The organism is Streptomyces sp. NPDC059668 (genome assembly GCF_042734135.1).
Classification (GTDB): Bacteria; Actinomycetota; Actinomycetes; order Streptomycetales; family Streptomycetaceae; genus Streptomyces.
Genome location: NZ_JBHWEL010000037.1, coordinates 42,968 through 68,742 on the forward strand (window position 1 = coordinate 42,968; position 25,775 = coordinate 68,742).

10 protein-coding genes are annotated in these 25,775 nt (G+C 73.2%); 5 read left to right on the plus strand and 5 right to left on the minus strand.

The window, feature by feature from the left end; all coding sequences use genetic code 11:
• Nucleotides 1–8: 8 nt before the first annotated feature.
• Both ACFV2J_RS24875 and ACFV2J_RS24880 read right to left on the minus strand, forming a co-directional pair.
• Nucleotides 9–9,641: an amino acid adenylation domain-containing protein gene (locus ACFV2J_RS24875; protein ID WP_385440636.1), complete on the minus strand. Its 9,633-nt coding sequence runs from the start codon at nt 9,639–9,641 to the stop codon at nt 9–11.
• The gene (locus ACFV2J_RS24880; RefSeq protein ID WP_385091826.1) at nt 9,641–13,618 is read right to left on the minus strand and encodes an amino acid adenylation domain-containing protein; all 3,978 of its coding nucleotides are present in this window, start codon (nt 13,616–13,618) and stop codon (nt 9,641–9,643) included. Before ACFV2J_RS24880 ends, ACFV2J_RS24875 begins: the two co-directional genes overlap by 1 nt.
• Nucleotides 13,619–14,782: 1,164 nt before the next feature.
• Here ACFV2J_RS24880 and ACFV2J_RS24885 point away from each other — a divergent pair.
• Nucleotides 14,783–15,949: a hypothetical protein gene (locus tag ACFV2J_RS24885; RefSeq protein WP_385097700.1), complete on the plus strand. Its 1,167-nt coding sequence runs from the start codon at nt 14,783–14,785 to the stop codon at nt 15,947–15,949.
• Between the two features lie 44 nt (nt 15,950–15,993).
• Here the strand turns inward: ACFV2J_RS24885 and ACFV2J_RS24890 are convergent, their stop codons facing one another.
• Together ACFV2J_RS24890 and ACFV2J_RS24895 are read right to left on the minus strand one after the other, a co-directional pair.
• Nucleotides 15,994–16,599: a GPP34 family phosphoprotein gene (locus ACFV2J_RS24890; protein WP_385440641.1), complete on the minus strand. Its 606-nt coding sequence runs from the start codon at nt 16,597–16,599 to the stop codon at nt 15,994–15,996.
• 321 nt (nt 16,600–16,920) lie between these two features.
• A complete protein-coding gene (locus ACFV2J_RS24895; protein ID WP_385098190.1) occupies nt 16,921–17,847 on the minus strand; it encodes an SGNH/GDSL hydrolase family protein in 927 nt (308 codons plus the stop codon).
• 664 nt (nt 17,848–18,511) lie between these two features.
• Here ACFV2J_RS24895 and ACFV2J_RS24900 point away from each other — a divergent pair.
• On the plus strand, nt 18,512–18,847 hold the full coding sequence (locus ACFV2J_RS24900; protein ID WP_385440644.1) for a UBP-type zinc finger domain-containing protein: 336 nt from the start codon (nt 18,512–18,514) through the stop codon (nt 18,845–18,847).
• Between the two features lie 325 nt (nt 18,848–19,172).
• Entirely contained in the window at nt 19,173–21,407 is a 2,235-nt protein-coding gene (locus ACFV2J_RS24905) for an FUSC family protein (protein WP_385087199.1), read from the plus strand.
• 82 nt (nt 21,408–21,489) lie between these two features.
• Here ACFV2J_RS24905 and ACFV2J_RS24910 read toward each other — a convergent pair whose 3' ends face one another.
• A complete protein-coding gene (locus tag ACFV2J_RS24910) occupies nt 21,490–22,119 on the minus strand; it encodes an RNA polymerase sigma factor (RefSeq protein ID WP_385440646.1) in 630 nt (209 codons plus the stop codon).
• Between the two features lie 473 nt (nt 22,120–22,592).
• Here ACFV2J_RS24910 and ACFV2J_RS24915 point away from each other — a divergent pair, with 473 nt between their 5' ends.
• Both ACFV2J_RS24915 and ACFV2J_RS24920 read left to right on the plus strand, forming a co-directional pair.
• Nucleotides 22,593–23,483, plus strand: coding sequence for an oxygenase MpaB family protein (locus tag ACFV2J_RS24915; RefSeq protein ID WP_385087195.1), 891 nt, complete (start codon nt 22,593–22,595; stop codon nt 23,481–23,483).
• Nucleotides 23,484–23,607: 124 nt separating this feature from the next.
• Nucleotides 23,608–25,641, plus strand: a complete 2,034-nt coding sequence (locus ACFV2J_RS24920; RefSeq protein ID WP_385087193.1) for an ATP-binding protein — start codon at nt 23,608–23,610, stop codon at nt 25,639–25,641.
• The last annotated feature ends 134 nt before the right edge of the window (nt 25,642–25,775 follow it).

Below are 25,775 nucleotides of genomic sequence, written 5' to 3' on the forward strand. Positions count from 1 at the left end.
CGGGGAGGTCAGGAGGGGTTCGCCGGCAGAAGCGGTGCGGGAGCGGCGGTGGACGGCCTGGAGTGCTGGTCCCTGTCGTCGGGGAGGGGTTCGGCCGGGATCTCGTCGTTGATCGTGCGGGCGACGCTTTCGATGTGCGGGCCGGTGACGATCTCGTAGTGCGTGGCGTGCAGGTGGTGGACGGCCGAACCGTCGGGCAGGAATGCGTGCCACTCCCCCGCCGCCGTCCGCGCGTCCGGTGCCCCGGGCAGGTCGGTGACGGCCCGGGTGGCCAGCCACAGGGTGCTCGGGGTGCGGGTGAGCCGGGGCGGGGTGTGGGCGGTCATCGCGGCGAGGTTCGCCCGGCAGCAGTGGGCGAGCCGCTCGGCGTAGGCCTGTCCGGCTCCGGCGAGCGGTGACTGGCCGCCGTTGCCCCGCAGTTCGTGCTCGAACACGGTACGGAGGGCGTGGTCGTCGTAGGCGTCCGTCCGTGCCGCGCCGTACGGGGGTGGTGGGTCGAGGAGGTAGAGCCCGCCGACGGGACGGCCGGCCGCCTCCGCGTCGGCGGCCATGGACAGGGCTACCAGGGCGCCGAACGACCAGCCGGCGAGCCGGAATCGAGCGCGCGGGTCAGGGAAGCGGGCGCGCAGCGCCTCGTGGTAGCGGGCGGCCCGTTCGTCGACCGACCAGTGGGGAAGGCCGGGGTCGCGCAGTGCGGGGTCGGCGATCAGACAGACCGTGGTGCGGGGGTCGAGCGCCGAGACCAGGGGCCGGTAGGCCTGGATGTCGCCGCCGACCGGATGGATCAGGCAGAGCACGTCGGCACCGTGGCCCTGCTGCCAGATCTCCACGGTCAAGGGGTCGTCGGCGGTGTCCGGCGTGGTGGGCGGGTCGAGTTGGGCCAGGATCTCGTTCAGACTGACCCGGTGGCCGAGCCGGGCGAGGTCGAGGTCGATGCCGTACAGCCTCTTCACCTCGGAGAGCAGGTCCAGCAGGGTGAGCGAGTCGGCTCCGAGGTCGTAGAGGGAGGCTTCCGGGTCGAACGTGTCGACGCCCAGCAACTGGCGTACGGCGTCCGTCAGTTCGTCGGTCGTCGAGGCCGTCGCCCGCGCGGCTCCCGGGTCCGTGCCGGTCCGTGGCGAGGGTTCGTAGAAGTACCGGGACGCTTCGAGCGGGGTGGTGGACACGAGGAGGTGCGGCAACTGCACGTCCACGGCGTCGGCGAAGGCCCGCAGTCCCTCGGCGGTCGTCAGCCCCACCTCCAGGTGTGCCTGGTGGCGTGCGTCGGTGGCGAGAGGGTCCAGGGCCATACCGGCCTCCCGCCATACGTCCCAGCCGATGCCCAGCCGTACGGTGGACGACGCCGACGGGTCGGGGTCGTGGTGGGCGAAGGCGTCCAGGACCCCGTTGGCGGCGGCGTAGTCGAACTGGCCGACTCCCCCGAACAGGGCGGACAGGGACGAGCAGTAGGCCGCGTAGCGCGGGCGGTGCACGGCGATCAGCCGCTCGGTCAGCAGCGCCGCGCGGAGCTTCGCCTCCGTCGCGCGGCGCAGGGCGTGGCCGTCCCGGCGCGCGAGGAGCGCTCCGGCCGCGGTGCCCACCGAGTGCACGACACCGTCGAGCCGTCCGAGGTGCGGGGCGAGCAGGGCCAGTACGTCGTCACCGTCCCGCTCGGCGAGATCGGCCTCGACGAGCGTGACGCGCGCGGAGTGCGCGGTGAGCGCGGGCGGCAGGTGCGGGTGCCTGGCCAGCAACACGACCCGGCCTTCGGTGTGTTCGAGCAGCCAGGCGGCGACGCTCGCACCGATGCCCCCGGTGCCGCCGAGGACCAGGTGGGTGCCCGAGCCTTCCGTGAGGCCGGCCCCGGTGTGCGGGAGCGGCCGGGGCACGGGCTGCCGCACCGGTCGCCACCAGTAGCCCTCGCGCAGCGCCAGACGCGGTTCCTGGCCGGGCGCCGCCGGTCCGTCGGCGAGGACGAGGGGCAGCAGCTGTGCCCAGTCGGCGGGGTCCGCGCCGGGCAGGTCGAGCCAGCGGGTGTCGAGGCCGATCTCCTGGCGCGGGACCTCCACCGCCCCTGCCAGAAGCGCCAGTTCGGGGCGGTGGACCGGGCCGGTGACCGGTTGGGCCCGGTGGGACAGCCACCACACGCGCGGTCGCAGCTGTCGCGGCAGGGCGGCCAGCGCCTGGCACAGCGCGGCGGGGGCGTCTAGGCAGGCGTGCCGGGCATGCTCCAGGGAGGCTTCGTCCACGGTTCCCCGGACGGCGAGGGGCAGCGCGTGCAGCCACTCCACGCCGTCGTCCGCGTCCCGCGTGACCACCTTGAGAAGGTGGGTGAGGGCCTGCGGATCGGCCGGGTCGACCTCGTAACGGTCGTCCGTGACACGGGCGTAGGCGGCCGCGGCGGTGACGTGCACGACGCGGGTGTGCCTCGCTTCGAGGCCGCGCCAGCCGTCCGGCGCGGTGGACCCGTCGCTGACGACGACCACGACCCGGCGTGACGGCGGGCCGTCGACCGGGACGGCCCGCCGGGCCCGCGACCAGACGGTCTGGTGGAGCCACTCGTCCTCGGGCGCCCTGGCGGGTGCCAGGACGGAGGACGGGGGCGGCGCCATGGTGGGGGCGGCGGGGGGTTCGGGGGTGGCGCGCGGGAAGTCGTGGTCGGTCAGGTCGAACGACGGGGGCGGGAAGTCCCAGGGCGCCGGTGCGGGGCCCACGGGCCAGACGAGGTCGTCGCCGGCCGTCCAGGCACGCGCCGTCTGCCAGGCCCGGACGCCGTCGGTGTCAGGGGTGAGGGGCGGGCAGGAGCCGTCGTCGGGCGTCCCTTCGGGGCGGGGGCTCGCCTGCTCGCCGGAGCCGGACCCCGGCTGCTCCTCCGGGCGGAGGCCCGACCGTGTGTCGGCACCAGCGGTCGGTCGTACGTCGCCGGCGGCGAGCCCGCGCAGCCAACCGATCGCGGTCTCGGGGCCGTCGGGGACAGTCGCCGCGCGGTACGGCAGTGCCGGGCGGCCCGCCTGGAGGTGGCGCAGCACCTGCGCGTAGCTCTCCGGCCTGGCGGTCAGGTGGTCGGCGACGCGACCGGCGTCCGCGCGCAGCGCGGTCTCGCTGCCGCTCGACAGCACGAGGCACGGGATCGTCGCGGGCGCGCGGAGCGGAGCCGTGGTGTCGGGGTGTTCCAGGATCAGGTGGGCGTTGGTGCCACCGATGCCGAAGCTGCTCACCCCGGCCACGCGCGGCCGCCCGTCCGGCCAGGGCCGTACGGTGGCGGGGACGTGGAACGGTGTCGGGTCGGCGCCGATCTCCGGGTTGAGGCGTCGGAAGTCGATGTTCGGCGGAATCAGGCCGTGGTGGACCGAGAGGGCGGCGCGGACCAGGCCCACGACGCCCGCGGCGGCCCCCAGGTGACCGATCTGGCTCTTCACGGACGACAGCGCGCAGTGCGCGGAGTCGGTCAGGCCGAAGGCCTGGCGCAGCGCGCTGACCTCGACGGGGTCACCGAGGCGGGTGCCGGTGCCGTGCGCCTCGACGTATCCGACGTCGGAGCCGGAGCGGCCGCTGCGGTGCAGGGCGGTCCGGATGACCTCGCGCTGCCCCGCCACCGAGGGGGCGCTGTAGCCGAGTTTCTCGGAGCCGTCGTTGTTCACGGCCGAGCCGGTGATCACGGCGTACACGGTGTCGCCGTCGAGCCGGGCCTGCCGCAGGGTCTTGAGCACCACGACGCCGACGCCGCTGGCACCGACCGTGCCGGCGGCGTCGTCGCTGAAGGGCCGGCAGTGACCGTCCGGGGAGAAGATGTGCTGCGGGCGGTAGGTGTAGCCGTCGGTCAGCTGCGGATCGATCAGCACCCCTCCGGCGAGCATGACGTCGGCGTCGCCCTGGCGGAGCAGTCCGGCCGCGACATGGACGCCCACCAGCGAGCTGGCGCAGGCGGCCTGCACGGTGAAGGCGGGTCCGGTCAGACCGAGGTGGTAGGCGGCTTTGGTGGCGAGGAAGTCCTTGTCGTGGTGGAGGGCCATGCGGAAGCTGTCGGGCAGGGCGGCGGGATCGGCCTCGCGGAGCATCGACTGGAAGTAGGTGTTCTCCCCGCAGCCGGCGATCAGCCCGGTGCGCCGGGCGCCGGGGTCGGCGATGCCGGCGTGCGCGAGTGCCTCGACGCAGCTCATCAGCAGGTGCCGCTGCTGGGGGTCCATCAGCCGGGCCTCCTGACGGCTGATGCCGAAGCGGTCCGGGTCGAAGGCGAGCAGGCCGTCCAGCTGGCTGCGCGCGCCCACGCGGCCCTCGGTCGCGGGGAAGTACGTGATGCCGCGGCCGCCCGTCTCCACCATGCGCCAGAAGGCGGCCAGGTCCGGGGCACCGGGAACGCGGACCGCCATGCCGATGACGGCGACGGGTTCGGCCGTCTCCCGTCCGGGGGCCTCGCCGACGGCCGTCCTGGTGACCGGGCCGGTATCGGGGCCGGAGTTGACGTCCGAGTGGGCACCGGTGTCGGGGCCGGTCCCGGGTGCCGTGTCGTCGGCCGCGTCCAGGTGGCGGCTCAGACTCCGGACGGTGACGTGTTCGAAGAGGTCGGCGACGGTGAACACGAGGCCCAGGTCTGCACCACAGCGCAGGTGGAAGCGCATCAGGTCCAGGCTGCTCGCCCCGGCGTCGAAGAAGCGCTGGTCGGGGGCGACGGGTTTGCCGGTCACCCGCAGGAACAGCGCGCAGAGGCGGGCCTCTCGCTCCGTGACCTGCTCGGTGGCACCGGAAACGGCCCGCAGTTCCCTGCCCGTCGTGGGGGCCGTCCGCCGGTCGAGTTTGCCGCTCGGGGTGCGCGGGAGCGCGTCCACCCGGCGGAAGTCGCGGATCCGCACATGAGGGGGCAGCAGTCCGGCCAGATGACGGGTGAGTTCCGCGGGGTCGGGGTCTTCGTCCCCGCGGCACTGCAGGAGGGACACGAGGCCCTCGCCGTCCCGGACGACCAGGGCGCCGAGGATCGCCGGGTGCCGCAGCAGGGCCGCTTCTACCTGACCCAACTCCAGCCGGTGACCGCTGAGTTTGATCTGCTCGTCGGCCCGCCCGTCGTAGTGGAGCAGTCCGTCGCGGTCGAAGTGCGCGTGGTCGCCGCTGCGGTAGACCGTGCCGGTACCGGGCAGGTCGACGAAGCGGGTGCGGTTGAGATCGTTGTCGCCCAGATAGCAGGGCGCCACCATGGGGCCGCCGATCAGCAGGTGTCCGGTGGCGCCCGGCGGGACCGGTTCGCCGCTGTCGTCCACCACCCGCAGGACGGCGTTGTCCACGGGCCGTCCGATGGCCGGACGCGTCGGCCATCGCGCCGGATCGCCGTCGAGGCAAAGGGCGCTGACGACATGCGTCTCGGTGGGCCCGTAGTGGTTGAACAGCCGGGCGCCGGGCATGCCGGTGAACCAGGCCCGTACGGCGTCGGTGCACATGAGCTGCTCCCCCGCGGCGATCACCTCCCGCAGCCGGGAGGGGAACCGGCCGCGGTGGACGGCGTGTTCGGCGAGGAGCTGGAGGGCCACGCAGGGCAGGAACAGCCGCTCCACTCCTGCGTTCTCCAACTGGTCGAGCAGCGCCGGCAGGTCCTGTCGCCATTCGGGGCGCACCAGGTGCAGCCGGCCGCCCGAGCAGAGCGTGGTGAAGATCTCCTGGAAGGACACGTCGAAGGACAGCATCGAGAACTGCTGGGTGACCGCCGCGTCCGGCAGACCGCCGGTGTCGCTCTGCCAGTGCAGCAGGTTGCACAGCGTCAGGTCGGGGACGTCGACGCCCTTGGGGGTGCCGGTGGAGCCCGAGGTGAACAGCGTGTACAGCGGCCGGAAACCTCGGTGCGAGGCGGACTCGGACACAGCCGGGGCGGCGCGCAGGTCGAGGGCCGCCAGATCGACGGTGTGCCGGTCGAGGTCCGCCGGCGCGATCGTGGCGATGTCCCCGTCGCCGCCGGGCGGCACCAGGACGCACACGGGGTCGATCTGTCGCAGGACGTCACGCAGCAGGGCGGGGGGATACGCGGGGTCGAGGGGGACGACGGTGAGGTTGAGTCGTGCGGCGGCCAGGAGCGCGACCACGTGCTCGGCCGAGGGAGGCAGGTAAAGGGCGACCCGGGCCGGTGCTGCCGGATCGGTGGGGAGCGGATGACCATGAAGCAGTTCGGCGGCCAATGTCGCGGCACGGGCGTCGAGTTCGGCGTAGGTGAGGGTGCGGTCCCCGGAGGTGAGCGCGGGCGCGTCGGGGGTGCGGCGGACCTGTCGCGCGAAGCCTTCGGCGACCGTGCTGAACGCGGGTGCCGTCTCCGTTCCGCGCCCCTGCTCGGGCAGTGCGCGCCGGTAGGGGGCGACAAGGTCGGTCAGGGTCTCGGCCCGGTCCTCGGTGAGCAGGTCCACCGCCCGCCGGAACAACCGCGCGGCGGCGGCGACGCGTTCGGCGTCGATCCGCTCCTCGGCGTACTCCCACAGGCAGTCGAAGCCGTCCTCGCGCTCCACGACGGAGAGGGTGAGCGCGCACTTCGCCTCGGCGGCCTCCCACCACAGGGGGCGCACACGGCAGCCCGGCAGGGACAGAGCGTCGAAGTCGGTGTTCTCCAGCACGAACATGAAGTCGAACGGCGGCCCGTCACCGCCGAAGCGGTGGTCGGTCAGGACGTCGGAGAGCGCCACGTCCTGCCGCCGCAGGACCTCCTGGACCCCGGCGGCCTGCCCTCTGAGCTGCTCACGCAGGCGCAGGCGGGGGTCGAGTTCCATGGGAAGCAGCACGGTGTTGGCGAACATGCCGACCGTGGGGCCGAATTCGGCCCCCGGCCGGCCCGCGACGGGCGCGGCGACGAGCGGACGGGTGGCGCCGGTCACTCCGTACAGGCTCCAGGAGTAGGCCGCCAGCAGGAGTTGGAAGCGGGTGAGCCCGAGTTCTGCGCACAGCCGGTCGAGGTGGGAGCGACGGACGAGGTCGAGCGAGGTGCGCAGCAGTCGCGCGCGGGCGCCACCGGTTCCGGCCGGTGGGACGGGAGTGGGGGCCTCCGTCCCGGCGTAGTGCTCGTGGAGTGCGTCGCGTTGGTGACGGTAGGCGGGACTGCGGTGCCACTCCTGTTGCCACAGGGCGAAATCGACCGGGGTCACGCCGGGTTCGTCCGCGGTCAGCGCGGCCCGGGCGCCGTCCGCCGGCTCGGCGCAGGCGGCCGACAGGTCGCGGAAGAGGGTGTTGAGGGACCAGCCGTCGACGGCGATGTGGTGCAGGTGCAGCAGCAGCACGGAGCCCTCGGCGTCGCGGACGAGTCCCGCCCGGAGCATGCGCGGCGTGCCGAGGTCGAACGGCGAGGCGAAGAAGTGACGGGCGGTGTCCCGCCAGTCGGGTCCGGACGGCACGACGGGTCCGGACGGCACGACTGGACCGGACGGCACGGCTGTCGCACTGGGTCCCGCGGACGCGTCGGGTCCCGCGGGCACAGTGGGCCAGGCGGACGCGTCGGACCCGGCGGTCTCGTCAGACCCGGCGGACGCGTCGGACCCGGCAGTCGCATCGGACGCGTCGGTCGGCTGCCAGGGGTCGTAGGGGTCCCCGATCTCCTGGACCAGGCCGTCGTGCGTGGCGCGGAAGGAGGTGTGCAACGCAGGGTGACGGGCGACGAGTTGACGCAGAGCCGCGCGCAGGGCCGCCTCGTCGACGGCTCCTTCCAGGTGGAAGGCGAGCGGAACGTCGTAGGCCCGGCCGCGCGGGTCGCGCCGGTGCAGCAGCCACAGCCGCTGCTGCTCCGAGGTGGCCGGTGCGGTGCGCAGCCCGCTCGGTGCCGCGACCGGCGGCGGCAGCGGGACCGACTGCTCGCCGGCGGCGATCGCGTCGCTCAGCGCGGCGAAGTCGGCCTGGAGGACGAGGGACTGGGGCAGATCGACGTGCCAGCGGCTGCGGATCTCGAAGCACAGCCGCAGCGCCTTCAGCGAGTCACCGCCGTTGGGTATCCACCGGTCGTCGGGCCGCAGTCCGGGGATGCCGAGAATGTCTCCGGCCAGCTCCAGCAGTTGCCGCTGGTCCTCGGTCGCCTCGGTGCCGGTGGTGCGGGCGCGCCGCCAGGGCTCGGCCGGGGAGTCCAGCAGGGCGGCTTCGTCGATCTTGCCGTTGGGGTTGCGCGGCAGGGCGTCGACGAGGTGGGTACGGTGCGGGCGCATGTACGGCGGCAGGACGGCGGTCAGGTGCCGGTCGTACTCCTCGAACTCCAGCTCGGAGCCGAGGACCAGGTAGGCGAGCAACTCGTGGGCACCGTCGACGTCGCGGAGGGTGAAGACGTGCGCCTGGCGGACGGCCGGGTGGGTGGTGAGCTGCCGTTCCAGCTCCCCGGGCTCGATGCGGAAGCCGCGCACCTTGACCTGCCGGTCGGTCCTGCCGACGTAGGTGATGACGTCGGCGGCGTCGCGGCGGGCGAGGTCACCGGTGCGGTACCAGCGGTCCCGGCCTCCGTCGTGCCAGGGCAGTCGGACGAAGCGGCGCGCGGTCTCCTCCGGCAGGTGGCGGTAGCCGATCGCCAGGCCCTCGCCCGACAGGAGGAGTTCACCGACCTCGCCGGCCTCGGCCGGGCGGGAGCCGTCGGCGATCAGCAGGGCGCCGGTGGCGGGCAGTGGTCGTCCGACGGGGACGACGTCGCCGTCGAAGTCGCGGGGGATCGGGTGGGACAGCGCGAAGGTGGTGCACTCGGTGGGGCCGTAGACGTTGACGAGTCGGGTCGGGGCGTGCGGATTGTCGCGGTACCACTGGCGGACGCGGACGGCGTTGAGCTGTTCCCCGCCGACGAGGACCTGGCTCACGGTGTCGAAGCAGGTGGGGACCTTGTCGACGACGGCGTTGAACAGCGCGGTCGTGACGAACACGGCGTCGATACGGTCCTGGCGCAGACCCTCCGCCAGCAGGTGGGGGTTCCGGACCCGGGCGTCGTCGAGGATCACGCAGGTCGCGCCGCTCAGCAGCGGGACCCAGACCTCGAAACTGAGCGCGTCGAAGGCCGGGTTGGACAGACTCGCGCACCGCGCGTCCTCCGCCAGGCGGATCGGGCCGGGGAGCGCCAGGCGCAGCACGCCCCGGTCCCGTACCTCCACGCCCTTGGGGCGGCCGGTGGTGCCCGAGGTGTAGAAGAGGAACCCCACGGGGTCGTCGAGAACGGGTGTCGCCTCGCCGACCGGGTCGGGCTCCGGCTCCGGCTCCGGCCCTGTCACGGCGTCCGTGTCGAGGAGGTCCCCGGCGTGGAGAGCCAGCGCCGACGGGGGGACCTCGACGTCGTCCGCGACCACGTCGACGTCGACGTCTGCGTCTGCGTCTGCGTCTGCGTCCAGTACGAGGACGCAGGCTCCGGAGTCGTCGAGAATGTGGCGGCGGCGCCCGGCCGGGCTCTGCGCGTCGAGCGGCACCACCGTGGCGCCGGCCCGGCGGATGCCGAGCATCACGCACACCAGTTGCCAGGACCGGGGCAGACGTACCGCGACGGCCTGTCCCGCGCGGACGCCGTGCGCCCGCAGCCCCCGGGCCACGGCCAGGCTGCGGCGGTCGAGTTCCGCGTAGTCGAGGACGTGGTCGCCGTCGATCACCGCGGGCGCGGCGGGGCGGCGGTGGGCCTGGGCGAGTACGGCGTCGGCCAGGGTGAGCGGCGGTGTGGCGTCGGGCATGCCGGTGAGGTCCTGGTCGTTCATCACGCCTCCTCCCCCGGCGCCGCGAACGCCGCGCCGAGCACGGCGAGTTCCGCCTCGATCTGCCGGGCCACGTGCGGGACCTCGGTGTGTTCGAGGACTTCCCAGTGGTCGCAGTCCAGCGGCTCGACGCGGAAGTCGCCCTCGGCCCGCCGCTGCCAGAACGCGCGGACGTCCGAGACGAACGACGGATCCGGTGTGCCTCCGACGGCCTGGACCAGGACCAGCCGGGCCGCCGAGGAGGCCGGGACGTGGTCGCGCGCGGTCATCCGGTTGTGGTTGTAGATGCGGAAGTACTGGTCGATCTGCTCGTCGTCGATGCCCGGGTACATGCCGTTGAACTTCACGAGCTTGTCCTTGAACTCGGCCAGGTCCACGGGCTCGACCGCCGCTCGTGCCGCGGGATCGTCGGTGGCCTGGGTGTCGAGGAGCACCACGCTCACCCCGCGGTGCCCGGCCCGTGCGAGGCGGCGGCCCATCTCGTGGGCGACGAGACCGCCGTACGAGAGGCCGGTGAGGACGAGGGGGCCGTCGCCGAGTGGTGCGACGAGCCGGAGGTAGGCCTCGGCCATGGCCTCGACGCTGGGCAGGAACTCCTCCCCCGGGTTCACCCCCGGGGACTGGATGCCGTAGAGGCCGACCGGGTCCGGCAGGGCCGTGGCCAGGGAGAGGTAGCAGAACGCGGTGCCGCCGGCGGGGTGGACACAGATCACGTTCCCCTGGCCGCCGCCGGGCCGGAACTCGATGAGGTTGCTGGGCGGCGGCCCCGACCTGCCCTGCCGGACGAGTCCGCCGAGGGCTTCGATCGTCGGGTGGAGCATCAGGTCCCGGACCGGGATCGTGGCTCCGAGCCGGTCGCGTACGCGGTGGGCCATCTTGATGGCGGACAGGCTGGTGCCACCGATGTCGAAGAAGCTGTCGCTGATGCCGATGTCGGGGTACAGCAGGATCTCCCGCCATATCTGATACAGCGTCAGTTCTATGTGGTCGCGCGGACTCGACGTGTTGACCTGGCCGAGGGTGGTCTCGCCCGCCCGGCGCAGCAGCGACTCCCGGTCGAGCTTGCCGTTCCGGCTGAGCGGGAGGGACGGCAGGTCGACGACGACGGCCGGGATCATGTAGTCGGGCAGTCTGTCCGCCAGGGCCGCGCGCCACTCGTGCGGGGCGCGCACGGGCGCGTCGCCCCGGCCGACGCCCGCCACCAGACGGGGCTCGGCCCCCGAGTCGCGGTCCAGCAGCACCGCCGCCTCGCGCACCCCCGGTACGGCGAGCAGCGCGGCCTCGACCTCGGCCGGCTCGATCCGGAAGCCGCGCAGCTTGACCTGGTCGTCCGCGCGTCCCAGGTACACGGCCGTGCCGTCGGCCAGCCGTCGGGCGAGGTCGCCGGTCCGGTAGACACGCGCCCCGGGGACGAAGGGGTCGGGCAGGAACCGCTCGTCGGTCAGGTCGGGCCGGTGGAGATATCCGGCCGCGAGGCTCGCGCCGCCGAGGTACACCTCCCCCGCGACGCCCACCGGCACGGGCTGCATCCGGTGGTCGAGCAGGTACAGACGGGTGCCTTGGAGGGGCCGGCCGATGGGGCACGGCCGGTCGAGCGGCTGTGGGTCGTAGTGGGCCGTGCTGTAGAGCGTGGCCTCGGTCGGGCCGTACCCGAAACAGATCCGCAGGCCCGGCAGATGCTGCCGCAGCCGGTGCAGCGCCGCCTCGGGCAGGGACTCCACCCCGGTCAGCACCTGCCGCAACGAGAGTCCGTGCAGCCGCTTTCCGGGGTCCTCGTCGATCCACTTGATGTAGGACGGGGGCAGGAACGCCTGCACGACGCGGTGTTCGCGCATCCAGTGCATCAGTGCCTCGGGGTCGCCGCGCAGCTCGTCCGGGACGAGGTGCAGTTCGCCGCCGGTGGTGAGCGGCATCAGAAGTTCGTGCACGGAGGCGTCGAAGCCGATGCTCGACCACGCGGAGGCGGCCTCACCGGGTGCGGCGCCCATGCGCGCCAGCCAGTTGTCGAACAGGTTGATGACACTGCCGTGGGTCACGGCGACACCCTTGGGGCTGCCGGTCGAGCCGGAGGTGTAGATGACGTACGCCAACCGCGTGGGGTCGGCGGGCGGTCGGGGTGCCGCCAGGTCGTCGGCACCGGCCTCGACCTCGGCGAGCGCGCACCAGTCGGCGGGCCGGTCCGCCGCCGTGCGGTCGCTGAGGACCAGCGCGGGCTCCGCGTCCCGCACCATCGCGGCCAGCCGCAGCGGGGGCTGCGCGGGGTCGAGCGGCAGATAGGCGGCGCCCGCCTTCAGGATGCCGAGAGCTCCGACCACATAGCCCGTGGAGCGTCCCGTGTGCAGGCCGACGACCTGTCCGGGGCGCACCCCGCGCACGGCGAGGGCCCGGGCGAGGCGGTCGGCCCGCCGGTCCAGGGTGGCGTAGTCGAGCCGTTCGTCCTCGCACACCAGCGCGGTCCCTGCGGGGCGGAGCCGGACCTGCTCGTCGAAGCGGGCGAGGAGGCCGGCCGTCGCGGGCGCGGGATCCCGTCCTTCGGTGGCGTCCCAGTCGGCGAGCAGCTGCCGCCGCTCCTCCGCGTCCATCAGTTCCAGCGTGTCGACCGGCGCGTCCGGGCGTTCCGTCATGTCGGTGAGGAGGTGGCGCAGTTGGCGTACGAAGCGTTCCGCGGTGTCGTGGTCGAACAGGGCCCGCGCGTAGTCGAGGTGCCCGACCGTGCGTCCGTCCGACTCGGTCAGCGACAGGGCGAGGTCGAACTTCGCCGGTGCGTAGGAGATGTCGAGCGGTTCGGCGTCGATGCCCGGCAGGCTCAACAGGCCCCCGCGCTCGGGCACCCAGGCGCACATGGTCTGGAACAGGGGCGTGTGGGCGACGCTGCGGGGCGGGTTGACCAGCTCCACGATGCGTTCGAGCGGCAGGTCCTGGTGGTCGAGCGCGGCACGGAGGACGCCCCTGACCCGCCCCAGGGCCTCGGCGGCGTCGGGGGTGTCGGAGAGATCGACGCGCAGGGGGAGGGAGTTGACGAAGAATCCGATGAGTCCGGCGGCGTCCCCGCGCGGACGATTGGCCGTCGGTGTGCCGACGACGACGTCGTCACGGCCGCTCAGTCGCGCCATCAGGAGGGTCCACCCGGTCAGGACGGCCACGAAGAGGGTGCCGCCGTGGCGTCGGGCCAGTGCCCGCAGGGCGGTGGTCAGGTCCGCGTCGAGGGTGAACTCGACGCGTCCGCCGCGCAGATCCTGTTCGGCCGGGCGCGGACGGTCGGTGGGCGGCCCGGTCAGCGGAGGCGCGCCGCGCAGGGCTTCCCGCCAGTGGTCCGCCTGTACGGCGAGTTCACCGCCGAGGACGCGGGCGCGCTGGGCGCGGGCGTGATCCGCGTACTGGAGCGGGAGGGCGGGCAGCGGGTCGGGCTCGCTGTTGAGCAACGCCGTGTAGAGCGTGCCGAGTTCGCGCATCATCACGTTCATCGACTGCCCGTCGAAGATGGTGTGGTGCATCGTCAGCAGCAGGACATGGTGTTCGGGAGCGAGGGTGACGAGACGGCCGCGGCCGAGCGGTCCGCGGGCGAGGTCGAAGGGGGCGGAGACCTCCTCCAGCCGCAGCTCGTCGAGCCGGGCCGTGGCGTCGGGCAGACCGGAGAGGTCGTCGGTGGCGAGGGCGAAGCCCGTGCCGGGCGGGTCGATCCGCTGGAAGACCTCTCCGTCGACGGCCGAGAGGCGGGTGCGCAGCACTTGGTGGCGGGCGACCAGCGCGTCGAGGGCGCGGCCCAGGAGGGCGCGGTCCACAGGGCCGCGCAGTGTGAAGGCGATCGGCTCGTTGTACGCCTCGTTCGCGCCCGGCAACTGGGAGAGGAACCACAGTCGTTGCTGGGCGAAGGACGCCGGGGCGAGGTCGGAGGTGTCCGCCCGTTCCGCCGCGGAGCCGCCTTGGGGCACGGCGTTCGCGAGTCGGCGGGGGGAGGGAACGTGGGGGGTCTGTTGCACCGACAAAGCTGGCTCTTCCCGTCTGCAGGGGTACTGGTTTCGAGAGTCACGGATGCTGTTCGGTCGGCACGCGCGGCAGGGGGACGTCGGCGTCGCGCCCTGCGTGCCGTTCAGGAGGAGTGCCGCCGGGGGGATGCTCCGGGTGCGGACGCCTCCCGGGGAAGCGGCCGGTGCGGCGGTCGCCGCCCTGCCGTGCGGAGGGGGGATACGGGGGTGTGCCGCCTGCGGCGGCCCGCGGCCCGGGGGCCGCCAGGGGTGGGACAACGTTGCCAGGGTGTAACGGACCCTTGCCCGTATCACCGCCGTCCGGCATGTTCCGTACCAGCCTTCTCGTTCATGGCGCCGCGCGAACGCCGCCACACCGTCCGACCGCGGGGCCGAAACCGGCCACCGGGATGCACGGCGATAATTGATCAGCTAACGAGACCCTGTCAATGGCCTCCATTCGACGGGCACCAAGATCCCCGAACAGCCGCGTATGCCACCGAGTCGCGGATTCGCCGGTCCTGCACCAAATAATCGTCAAGTCGCGGACGATAACTCCATGCATCAGCCATCTTCTTTGGCGTGGTCGAATTAACAGGTGTGATTTTCCTGCTCGGAGTTCCTCCTCACCGGCTCGCGGCACCGGGCGCGGCGGGTTCACCGACGCGGTCCGGCCGGGTCACCTTACGAGGAGTTACCAGGTCAGTCGCACCAACAGACCCTCCGGCCGGCCCCGGCGCCACGACCACGCCCCGCCACGCCGCGCGGATCCACCCCCAGCACGACCGGACCCCTCTCCCCCACCGCCGCGGATTGCGAATGCGACGCGCCATTCGTCGCCCTTCACCGTGACCCGACCCAGGACGCCCATTACGAGCCGTGAACCCGCGCGGAAATTCATGGTTTGACCACGCCCGGAAAAGGGGAAAGATCAAATTTTCTGCGATTTCTCACGCCCGCGAACACGAGGCTCGCGAACACGACGTCCGTGAATGCAGGCTTCGTGGACCACAAGCATCCATATCGCCCTCGAATACCCACGGACGCACGCAAAGCGAAAAACCGGCCATAGGGGGACGGGAGCGGAGGTCGGTGATCCACACCGCCCTCGCCTCGCCGCCGGCGACCCGCAGCGACCATACTGGGAGCGCACGCCGCCTCCCACCTGCAAAGTGACTCATGCCCAAGTCCACCACCGCCCGCCCCACCGCTCCGGACACCGTCTGGCTGGCCCGAGGACGCCAGGCCGGGCCCGCGCCGCAGGAGCCCCTCCGGGAGAACCTGCGGAGACTGAAGGCCGACGGGACGATCCGGGACTTCCTGGAGACCGGGAACTCGACGGAACCCGACGCGCACGTCTTCGAAGCACGCTGGGTCGTCGACGACACGGTCACCGTACGTGCGCGCCTCACGACCGACGGACGCGCCCACGTGGACGAGGAGCGGCGCTGGACGCTGGCCGCCGAGGCGGACCGGCCCTGGGACCTCTCCTGGCCCTCCCCCGCGACGATGTTCTGGCCGGGCGGCGGCGAGGTCCGCTGGGACCGCGACGTGGTCGGTGACCTCGCTCTTCAGGACCTCAACCCGCTTCCGCAGGAGGACAAGGAGCTGCGCCGTCTGCTCCGGGAGTCGGCGCAGCACAGCTGGAGCATCAACGTCGTGGTCCACGAGGCGATGACGACCGACCAGCGCGGCCGCGTCCCCCTGGTGCGCCTGCTGCCGCCGGCTCTGCGCCACCGCGTCGTGGAGCACCGGGCCGCTCCCGACCAGTACCAGGCCGTCAACTGGGCCCTCTACGACCTGGGCGTCCGGGTGCCGCGCGGCGGTGCGGTGATCCTGCCCGGCAAACCGGCCCGGACCGGCTACACGGAGCAGGACTTCACCGTGCGCAGTGTGTTCCTCGACGGGTCGGAGCCGACGGAGCTCCTGGAGAAGGTCGTACGGTACGCCGCCCTGCCCCGGCCGCTGTCCGAAGAGGCGGAGCAGGCCGTGACCGCGCTGCGGGAGCAGTGGAAGCTCCTGACGATGGAGGAGGAGCTGGACCGCGCCCGCGCCCTGGTGGCCGCCTACGCCGAAGCGCTGGAGGCGATGACCAAGTCGCGTGACCAGTACCGCGAGGCGACCGAACTCGCGCATGCGGCACTGGCCGAGATCAAGGAGTTCCGGGGGGCGGCGTCCCGTGCCCAAGAGGCGTCCGGCGACGCGGACGGGGGCGGGCTGCCGCACCAGCTGACACGGACGTTCCAGCGGTTCACCGGGGCCATCCGGCCACGCCGTACGGCACGCGACGACGCCCCCGGCCGGAGCGCGGACACGCCCGGGGACGGGACCGACACGTCCGCGTGAACGTACGGCGGTGGAGGCCTGCCCGTTCGGAGCGCCCGGGGGCCTCAGGCTCCTCGCCACACGTTGGCGAACGCCGCGTTCTCGAAGGACCGGCGCTGGCGGACCGCCTCCAGCTCCATGACGGCGCCGTGGACGGCGGCCAGTACGGTCGTCACCGCGTCGTCGGTGACGACCGGTTCGTCCGCGCTCTGGTCGCACTGGATCCCGACGGCCGCCGCGAGGGCGAGGACCACGGGCTCGTCCGCCGCCCAGCGGTGCAGGGCGCGTCGGCGGGCGGGCGAATCGGCCACCGTCATCCGGGCCGCCGCGAAGGACATCCGGCGACGGCGTTGCCGGGTCAGCTGGCCCTCCTCCTCCAGGACGGCCGTGTAGGCCGAGAACAGGTCGCGGCCCCTGCGCCACAGCCAGTCGTCGACCGACTCGTACGGCCCTTGCCGTACGAGCGACGCCGCGGCCTCGGCCAGGAGGCGGTCCTCCGGCACGGCGTCCCCGGCCGGCACGACGCCGTCGCCCGCCAGGGTGACGGCCCGCGTGCCGAGGAGATCGATCAGTTCGGCGCCGGCGAGAGCGAGGGACAGATCGCCCTGTCCCACGGGGCCGCCGGGGTCCACTTCGATGGCGATGATCAAGAGGTCCTTGGCCGTGGTCATGAAGGGAACTCCCACAGAGTCATCGCCGGCGACAGGTCGCTGAGCAGGTGTCCTGGTACTGCGCGGACAACGGACGGGATCCGGTGTGCGGCCGCAGGGCACGGTCCGACGTCGTCGTCGGCGGCCGCCGCGTTCACGGAACGGACCGCCGGGCCGACGGGCGTCAGGTCCGGCCGACGTGGCCTCCAGCACTCGGGACTCTAGCGCCCCCGCCTCGCCGGGGTCGTTCGGCAGGGGGGACGACACGGCGATGCCCCCCGCACCGGACGCGGTACGGGGGGCATTCCACGGGCGCGGGTAACGCCCACGGGGGGCCGGGACTCAGTGGCGGTGTCCGCCACCCCTGGACAGCTGTGCGAGAACCGCCCGGGCCATCGCCGCCTCACCCTTGGCGTTGGGGTGAGCGGGGGCGGCGGGCGAGGCGGGCTTCAGCGGTTCGATCCAGCGGTCGGCGGGCGCCTTGCACATGTCGTGCCCGATCGTGGGCTTGTACGTGTCGACGTAGCCGGCGCGGTTGAACAGCGCCACCGCGCGCATCACCAGGTTGAGCCGCTTGCTCACGTCGCGCAGGTACGCGAAGTCCTTCGCGGCGAACGGGACGGACGGATAGCAGCCGCTGCCGTCGTCGGGCAGCAGGTCCGGGTAACCGACCACGAGCACGCGAGCGTGCGGGGCACGGTCGTGCACGGCGCGCAGCACCCGCGCCAGCTTGGGCGCCGTCTGCAGGATGCTCAGGGTCAGCTGGTCGACACCCGACGCGTTGTAGTACTGCCGGCAGGGGTCGCCCGCGAGATCCTTCGAACTCAGCGCGACACAGGTGCCGATGATGGAACTGAAGCCGACGTCGTTGCCGCCGATCTGCACCGTCACCAGGTCCGTGGAGCGCCCCAGAGCGTTCAGCTGGGGGCCGTTGGTCCCCTGAGCCTTCCACATGTTCTCGGTCGTCGCACCGCCGCAGCTGACGTCCGTGAAGGCGGCCGTCTTCCGCGCGGCCGAGACCAGCGAGGGGTAGTTCTGGTCGGACCGGGCGCAGTTCGTGTCGACCTGACGGGGTATCAGGGGACCCGAGGTGTACGAGTCACCGAGCGCCACGTACTTCTCGCCCCGGTGCGCGTGCCCTCCGTCGGCGACGGCGGGGGACGCCGCGACGACACCGAGGAGCAGGACGCCGCAGCCGAGGGCGGCTCCGAGCGCGGGCGTGGGTCGCCGTCGTGGGGCCGTGCCGCTCGGGATCATGTGATGGTTCATCAACTCTCCTCCGTCGTCGCTGACACAGCAAGCCCGATCACAGCCGTCGCCGGCGCCCCGGCCACGCCGAGCGCCATCACGGTCAGGAGAGCGCTGCCCTTGCAGATTCAACATCGCTTGTATACCGGCCGGTAGGTCGCTGGAACAGAGGTCTGACAGGGGCAGCTCGGACACGGCCGGGACCGTCCGTCGCTCCGAACCGGACGAACGGCCCTGCGCGGGCCGCCTTTTGACGCCCCGCGCGCGGAGCCGGGACGGCTCGCCCGGAATCCACGGATCGTCCGAGAACGTCCGCGTGGCGCCCACCCCACTGATCCGCTCCCGGCACCCGGCGGGCGTTTCCTTCCCTGGCGTCCACTCGTTCTCCGGGCATGTCACCAGCTGATCCGATCAACGAATCACCAGGTCGGGGCTCCCGACGCAGGCAACCGGGCGGGGCGGCGACGGCGGCGACGGAGCCCGTCAGGTCAGCGGCGGGGCCCGCCAGGTCGGCGGCGGGGCGCGGCACGGACGCGACGGCCGCGGTACCGGGGCGCCGGGGCCCGGCCGGACGCGGTCCCACGGCACCGCCGTCCGCCTGGGCCAACCGATGGGGCACCGTGATTTTCTGAACGGGTCGCGCCGGGCGAGGTCGCCCGCCGGGAAACTGCACCTTGGAGGGCCGATGGAAACATGGACGGTCGCCGCCGACGGGGGACGCCCCGAAGGCCGGAGCTGCTCGCACCTGGGAGAGGTCACTGCGGACGCCGGGTCCTTCCCCGGGACCGGCGGAAGGACCGAGGCCGCGCCCGGCTGCGCGGAGTGCACGGCCCGGGGACAGCGGTGGGTGCACCTCCGGCTGTGCCTCACCTGCGGCCACCTGGGCTGCTGCGACAGCTCCCGAGGCAAACACGCGACCGCGCACTACGAACGGACCGGGCATCCGATCGCCCGGTCGGCCGAGGAGGGCGAGACCTGGGCGTGGTGCTACCGCGACGAGGTCTTCCTGGAGCGCCGCTAGGACGGGGCCGGGCGGAGCGCCGCTTGGACGTGCCGGGCGCCGCGACGCCATCGGCGGCCTTCCGTCCACACGCCCTGGTACCGCGTACGCCCTGCTACCGCGACAGGCGGCGTTCTCCCCGGACCTCCACCCCCCTGGGCCCGCCGCCACGAGCCGGCCGCCCGAGCCCCCGCCCGGCGGCACGGACGTCGACTCGTGCCATGCTGGGAAACGCTGATCATGGCGGAGAACGGGGACGAAAGGCAGCGTGAGGACAGCGACACGGCCGCGCCGGACAAGGATCTGGGACCGATTCGCGGCATCGGATCCCGGGCTGCTGCGGCTCATGGCCGGGCTGCGGACCGTGGGCGCCATCGCGCTCACGCTCGCCGTGCTGGCCCTCCTGAGTGTGGATGTCACGCACATGGTGGCCGGAGCCATGGCGGCCATGGTCGGCACCTTCGCCATCAAGGACAAACAGCGCCGCGCACAGGCACTGACGCTGCTGCTCGGACTGCCCGTGGCGCTCGCCGCGATGTCGCTGGGGGCGCTGCTCAACAAGACCGTCGTCGTGGGCGACCTCTTCTTCATCGCGCTGATCTTCGCCGCCGTGTACAGCCGCCGGTTCGGCGACCGCGGGACCGCCCTGGGTCTCATCGGCTTCCAGATCTACTTCGTCTCGCTCTTCGTCAGGGCCACCTTCACCGCGCTGCCCGGCCTGTGCGTCACGCTCGCCATCGCGTTCGTGTGCAGCGCGCTGGTGCGGTTCGTCGTCGTGCCCGAGACGCCCGAACGCGTTCTGCAGCGGCTGCGGAAGGCCTTCCGCGCCCGCCTGGCCCAGCTCGTGTCCGCCCAGATCGAACTGCTGGACGCCGGGCCGGACCGCGTCGAGAAGGCGCTGGAGGACCTGCGGCGGCACACGGCCCGGCTCCACGAGAGCGCGATGATGATCCAGGGACAGCTGGCGGAGGGGACCAGCGACAGCGCCACGGCCTCGCTCGTGCAGCGCCGTGTCGCCGACGCCGAGATCGCCGCCGAGCGGCTCGGCGTGCTCCTGCTCACCGCCCGCAGCGCGGAACGGGCCGACACGCTCACCCTGCATCTGCCGCACGCGCCGGTGCCCGCGGCCGGAGACCGCCTGCGGGCCCAGGACGGCATCACCGCCACCCTGCGCCGCGATCTCGACGCGCTGCGTCTGCTGGTCATGCGCCCGATCACCGGCGACCGCGGCACCGCGCTGGCCCACCTGCGCAACCGGCTCCTCGGCTACCGCGAGGAGGAGAACCTGCCGCAGGCCTCGGCCGCCGTGCAGGACGTCTTCCGTGGCATCGGCGAGACGGCGCGCTCCGTACTCGGTCTGCGGCTGGCCCTCGACGGGCCCCAGGACGAGTCCGACGACACCCCGTCGACGACCCGTTCCCGCGAGGAGCTGGACGCCGAGGACGTCTCCATCGCGGGATCCGAGGAGGCCGAACGGGAGGAGAACGACCGCAGGGGCTGGGAGCGTCCGACGACCCGGACCGCGGTCCAGGTGTCCGTCGGCTCGGCGCTGGCCATCGTCGGCGGCGAGTTCCTCTCCAGTCAGCGCTGGTACTGGGCGGTACTGACCTGCTGGGTCGTGTTCCTGAACACGGCGTCCACCGGGGAGATCCTCGTCAAGGGGTACCGCCGGCTCATCGGCACCGTCCTCGGTGTCGTCGCCGGTGCCCTGCTGGCGGGCCTGGTCGGCACCCACACGTGGACGGCGTTCGGGCTCGTCCTGCTGTTCATCTTCGCCATGTTCTTCACCGCGCCGCTGTCCTACGCACTGATGTCGTTCTTCGTCACGGCGATGCTGGGCCTGCTGTACACCCTGCTCAACACCTACAGCACCGCGGTGCTGGTCCTGCGCATCGAGGAGACCGCGCTCGGTGCCGTCTGCGGGATCATCGCCGCCGCCCTGGTCCTGCCGGTGCACACCGACCGCCGCACCGACGAACTGCTGGCCACCGTGTTGCGCCGGCTCGGGGACGTCACCGGCGCGGCGGTGGACCAGCTCAGCGGCGGCCCCGCGCTCGACCTGCTGGACAGGGCGCGGGATCTCGACAAGGCGCTGGACGATCTGCGGTCCTCGGTCCAGCCCCTGACCCACCCGATCACCCCGCTGCGCTCCCGCCGTCAGACGGCGCGCTATCTGGTGGCCCTCCTGGAGACGTGCGCCTATCACGCGCGTTCCCTGGCGGCGACCGCGGAACTTCTCCCCCACAGCAAGACGGTCGCGGCCGATCCACGTCTGAGGAGGGCCGGCCGGCGCATCGCGCACAACATCGAGGTGCTCGTCGCGCGCGTCGAGGACGACGACACCGAGGGGGTGGCCGAGACCGGCGCGAGCCTCGCGGCCCTGCTGGAACCGGAAGGACCGGACGGCCCGCGCCACGACCGGGTCACCACGCGTGTCCTGCGGCATCTGCAACGGCTGGACGAGGGTGTGGTCGGTCTGGCCCGCCCGCTCGGCGTCCCCGTCTCGACCGGCGACGGCGTGTCGTCCCCGGGGTCCGCGTCGTCCCGGCGGACGGCGTCCTCCCGAGGTCCCGCGGTGTAGGGCGGCGCCATGGCCGCTCGGCACACCCCGCGCTCACGAGGCGGCGGACTTCCGCCTCGTCCTCACGAGGCCCGCGAACGCGTCAGCCGCGAGGGCCGGCGACCGCCGACTCCTCCCGCAGTCGGCGGCCGAGCCGATGCAGCCCGCGGCGGGCATGGCTCTTGACCGTCCCCAGAGGCCATCCGGTGAGCTGCGCGATCTGGGTGTGCGTGAGGTCGTCGTAGAAGGCGAGGCTGAGGGCGCGGCGCTGCGGCGCGGGCAGTCGAGCCAGTTCGTGCCGGACGAGGACCCGGTCGAGCACCCGGTCGGCCGGAGACGCGGAGTCGTGTGCGGCCATGGACATCACCGCGCCGGCCGCCGCGACCAGCTCGGCGCGCCGGGTGCGGGCCGTCAGCGCGTCGGCGATCTTGCGGCGGGTGATCCCGACGAGCCAGGCGGCGACGGCGCCACGCTCGGGCGAGAAGCCGGCGCGCCCCCGCCAGGCGGCGAGGAAGACGAGTTGGGTGACGTCCTCCGCCTCGGCGGCGTCCCCGAGGGAACGCCGGGCCAGGCTGTGGACGAGGCCGCCCCAGCGCTGGTACGCGGCGGCGAGGCACTCCTCGTCGCCGTCGGCGAATCCGGTGGCGAGTTCCTCGTCGGTGAGTGACTCCCGCGCCGCGGCCCTCGGCACCGCGGAGTCGGGAGTCCGCTCGGTGCTCTGCTGTGCGGTCATGGTGACTGCTCCTCGTGCCGGGCGGAATCCGCCCCGGCTCCGGGACGGTGTGCCCCGCCGTCAGGGCGTGCCGTCCCGGAGATGTCGGGTGCTCCAGCCGTTCGGAGCCGTTCCGTCCCTGCCACCATGCGGAGATCCGATGCGGCGCGGCAACTTGCATCGACTCTGCATCGACTGCCTGCGCCGCTCCCCCGCAGGAGTCCGCGGCACGGGGCTGAAGAGAAGAGCGCGGAGCCAAAGAGCGGAGGCAAAGAGGGGCACGGAGAGGGGCGAAGGCGGGGATCGGCGCGGTCGTCGGCGATGGCCCCTCCCGGGCCGCATCCGGAAGCATCCGGGGCACGGAATCCATGACGGGACGGTGCCGTGTCCCCGACCGACGGGACAATGGACCGTGGTCCCCGGGCCTTCCGCCGTCGACGGCGGAAGGCCCGCACGGCGGGACCGACGGGACCACCGCCCGACGGAAGGCCACCATGACGAGACCGACCGGACCGCACGCCGCCCGCCTGCGCGAACGGCTGGGGGACAGCCTCTTCGCCCGTGTCGCGGGACCCGACGGCCCCGAGAACCGTGCCCGGATCCATGGCACTCCCGGACCCCGGTGGTTCGGCCCGGACCGCCCCGTCCGCAGGGTGCACGGTGACGCGTCGATGTTCATCGGCGGGCTCTCGGCCCTGCTCCTCCAGTCGCTCCACCCGCTCGCCATGGCGGCCGTGTCCGCCCACTCGGGCTTCCGGGGCGACCCCTGGGGCAGGCTGCAGCGCACGAGCACGTTCCTGGCGGTGACGACGTACGGCACCGCCGACAGCGCGCAGAGGGCCTGCGACCGGGTTCGCGCGGTCCACGAGCGGGTGCGCGGAGTCACCGGCGAGGGAACGCCGTACCACGCCTCGGACCCACGGCTGCTCGGCTGGGTCCACCTCGCGGAGACCGACAGCTTCCTGCGCGCGCACCAGCGTTACGGCGTCCGTCCCCTGTCCGACGACGACTGCGACGCGTACGTCGCGGACACCGCCCGGGTCGCCGTCGCGCTCGGTGTCACCGACCCGCCGAGGAGCCGCGCGGAACTGGCCGCGCGACTGACGGCGTACCGGGGCGAACTGCGGGCCACCCCCGAGGCGCGCGCCACCGCGCGCTTCCTGCTGCTCGACCCGCCGGTGCCGCTCGTCGCCCGCGTGCCCTACGGGGTTCTCGCCGCCAACGCCGTCTCCCTGCTGCCCCCTTGGGCCGCCGCGGAGCTGCGGCTCCCCCGACTTCCGGTGGTCGACGGACTGTTCGTACGCCCCCTCGGCGGTGTCGTGACCTCGGTGGTGCGATGGGCGCTGGCACCGTCGCGGAGCAGGCTGCCGTCCCCCGCCCAGTGAGCGGCCGTCAGCGTCCCTCCGCTCGGCGGGACTTCGGCGTCGCCGGGAGCGGAGTCCTCAAGTCCGGGTACCGGGCGGGCCAACCCCGCCACGCGGGGGGACGCAGGGCGTCAGACTGTCGGACGTGTTGAGAAACCTGCCGGAAGCTCCGCCCGGATTCGTCGGGCGCCGCGACGAACTCATCCGTCTCGCCGAGGCCTTGCGCGGGCACCGGGTGGTCACCCTGACCGGGGTAGGCGGTGTGGGCAAGAGCCGTCTGGCGCTGCACGCGGCGGAACGCGTCCTGCGCGCGGAGGCCCGCGGGGTGGCCTGGGCCGATCTCTGGACCCTCCAGGACGAGCGGCTGCTCGTCGCGACCCTCGCCGACGCGCTGGACTTCTCCGACCACACGACGACGATGCCGCTGGACGCCCTGGGGACCTGGCTCGCGGACAAGGACGTCCTGCTCGTGCTCGACTCCTGTGAGCACCTGCTCGCGGCCTGCCGGCCGGTGATCGCCGGCCTGCTCAAGGCCTGCCCCGCGCTGAGCGTGCTCGCGACCAGCCGGGAGCCGCTCGGCCTGCCGGGCGAACACGTCGTTCCCGTGGGCCCGTTGCCACCGGCCACCGACGCCGTGGAACTCTTCTGCCGCCGGGCCTCGGCCGCGGGAACGGTGCTGTCGGCCCCCGCGGACCTGGTGGCCGTCGCCCGGCTGTGCCGACGGCTGGAAGGGATGCCGCTCGCCGTCGAGCTGACCGCGGGACAGCTGTCGCACCGTACGCTCACGGAAGTGGAGTGGGAGCTCGGATCGAGGCTGGACATCGCGGCGGACGGCGGCAACACCCTGCTCGCCGGTCCGGCGCGGAACCGGGCGGTACGGACCTCGGTCGGCTGGAGTCACGAACTGTGCACGCCCCAGGAGCGCCTGATGTGGGCACGCCTGTCCGTGTTCCGTGACGTCGTGGACGCGGACACGGTGGGCGCCGTGTGCGCCGGGGGCCCGCTCCTCGCGTCGGACGTGGACCGGGCGCTGACCGGGCTGGTGCGGAAGTCGGTCCTCTCGCGCAACGGCGATCAGTACCGGATGCTCGACACCGTCCGGGAGTACGGGCGCATGTGGCTCGACGAACTCGGCCAGAGCGCCGAGCTGTCGGACCGGCACGCCCGGCACTTCCTGGAGCTGGCCCGCGACGCCGACGCGGGCTGGCCGGGTCCGGAGCAGGCCCGCTGGTACGGGCGGATCGACCGGGCGAACGCCGATCTGTGCGCGGCGCTCGACCACCTGCTCGCCGTCCGCCCGCGCGCGGCGCTCGAACTGGCGGGCCTGGTCGGCTTCTTCTGGAGTTGCTGCGGGCATCTGCGGGAGTCGGCCTCGTACTTGGAGGACGCGCTGGCGCTGTCCGACGAGGCCGGGCCGGTCAGGACCAAGGCTCTGTGGGCGCTGGGCGTCACCCGTGTCCTGCGCGGCGAGCGCGACCCCTCCCGGACCCTCGCCGGGTTCTGCCACCGTCGCGCGCAGGCCCAGGACGACGACGAAGGAATCCTGCTGGCGGCCTATCTGCTGGGGCTGACCCAGCTGCTCCAGGGCCTTCCGATGACGGCGCGGAGCGAGGTGGACCGGGCTCTGGCGTCCGTGGACGGGACGGAGTTCTCCTCCACGGGCCGGGTGCTGTGCCGGCTGGTGCGGGTGTTCGCGCTGACCGCGGAAGGGCTGCTGGAGCAGGCGCGTGCGGAGGCCGAGGGTCTGCGCGGCGACTGTGTCGGGCGCGGCGAGTGGTGGACCCGTTCGTACACGGACTACCAGCTGGCGCTGATCTCCCTGTTCGAGGACCGCCCCGAGGACGCCACCGTCCACGCCCTGTCGATGCTGGACGGGAAACGGCACATCGGTGACAGCTTCGGCCTCGCGCTCGGCCTGGACCTGCTGGCGTCGGCGCTCGCCTCCCGGGGTGAGGCGGAGTCGGCGGTCGCCGCGTACGGGGCCGGCGAGGTGTACTGGGGCGCGGTGGGGCACCCGCAGCGCGGCACACCGGAACTGGGACCGGTACGTGAGCGGTACGAGGACACCGCCCGCTCGCTCCTGGGCGAAGGGTACGAGGAGGCGAGGCTCCAGTCGGTGCTCTGCGACCCCGAGGTGGTGCTGCGGGAACTTCTCGGCGACTCCGCCCAGGACTCCTGAACCGGGTCCGGTCCGGGGGCCGACCGCGTCTTCCTGCATCCGCGGGGCCCCCGAGCGCCGAAGAAGCGGTGAGCCGGGCGGACCGCCGATCCCGGACGGTGCCCGAATCGAGGCGAACCACTGGTGACGATCCG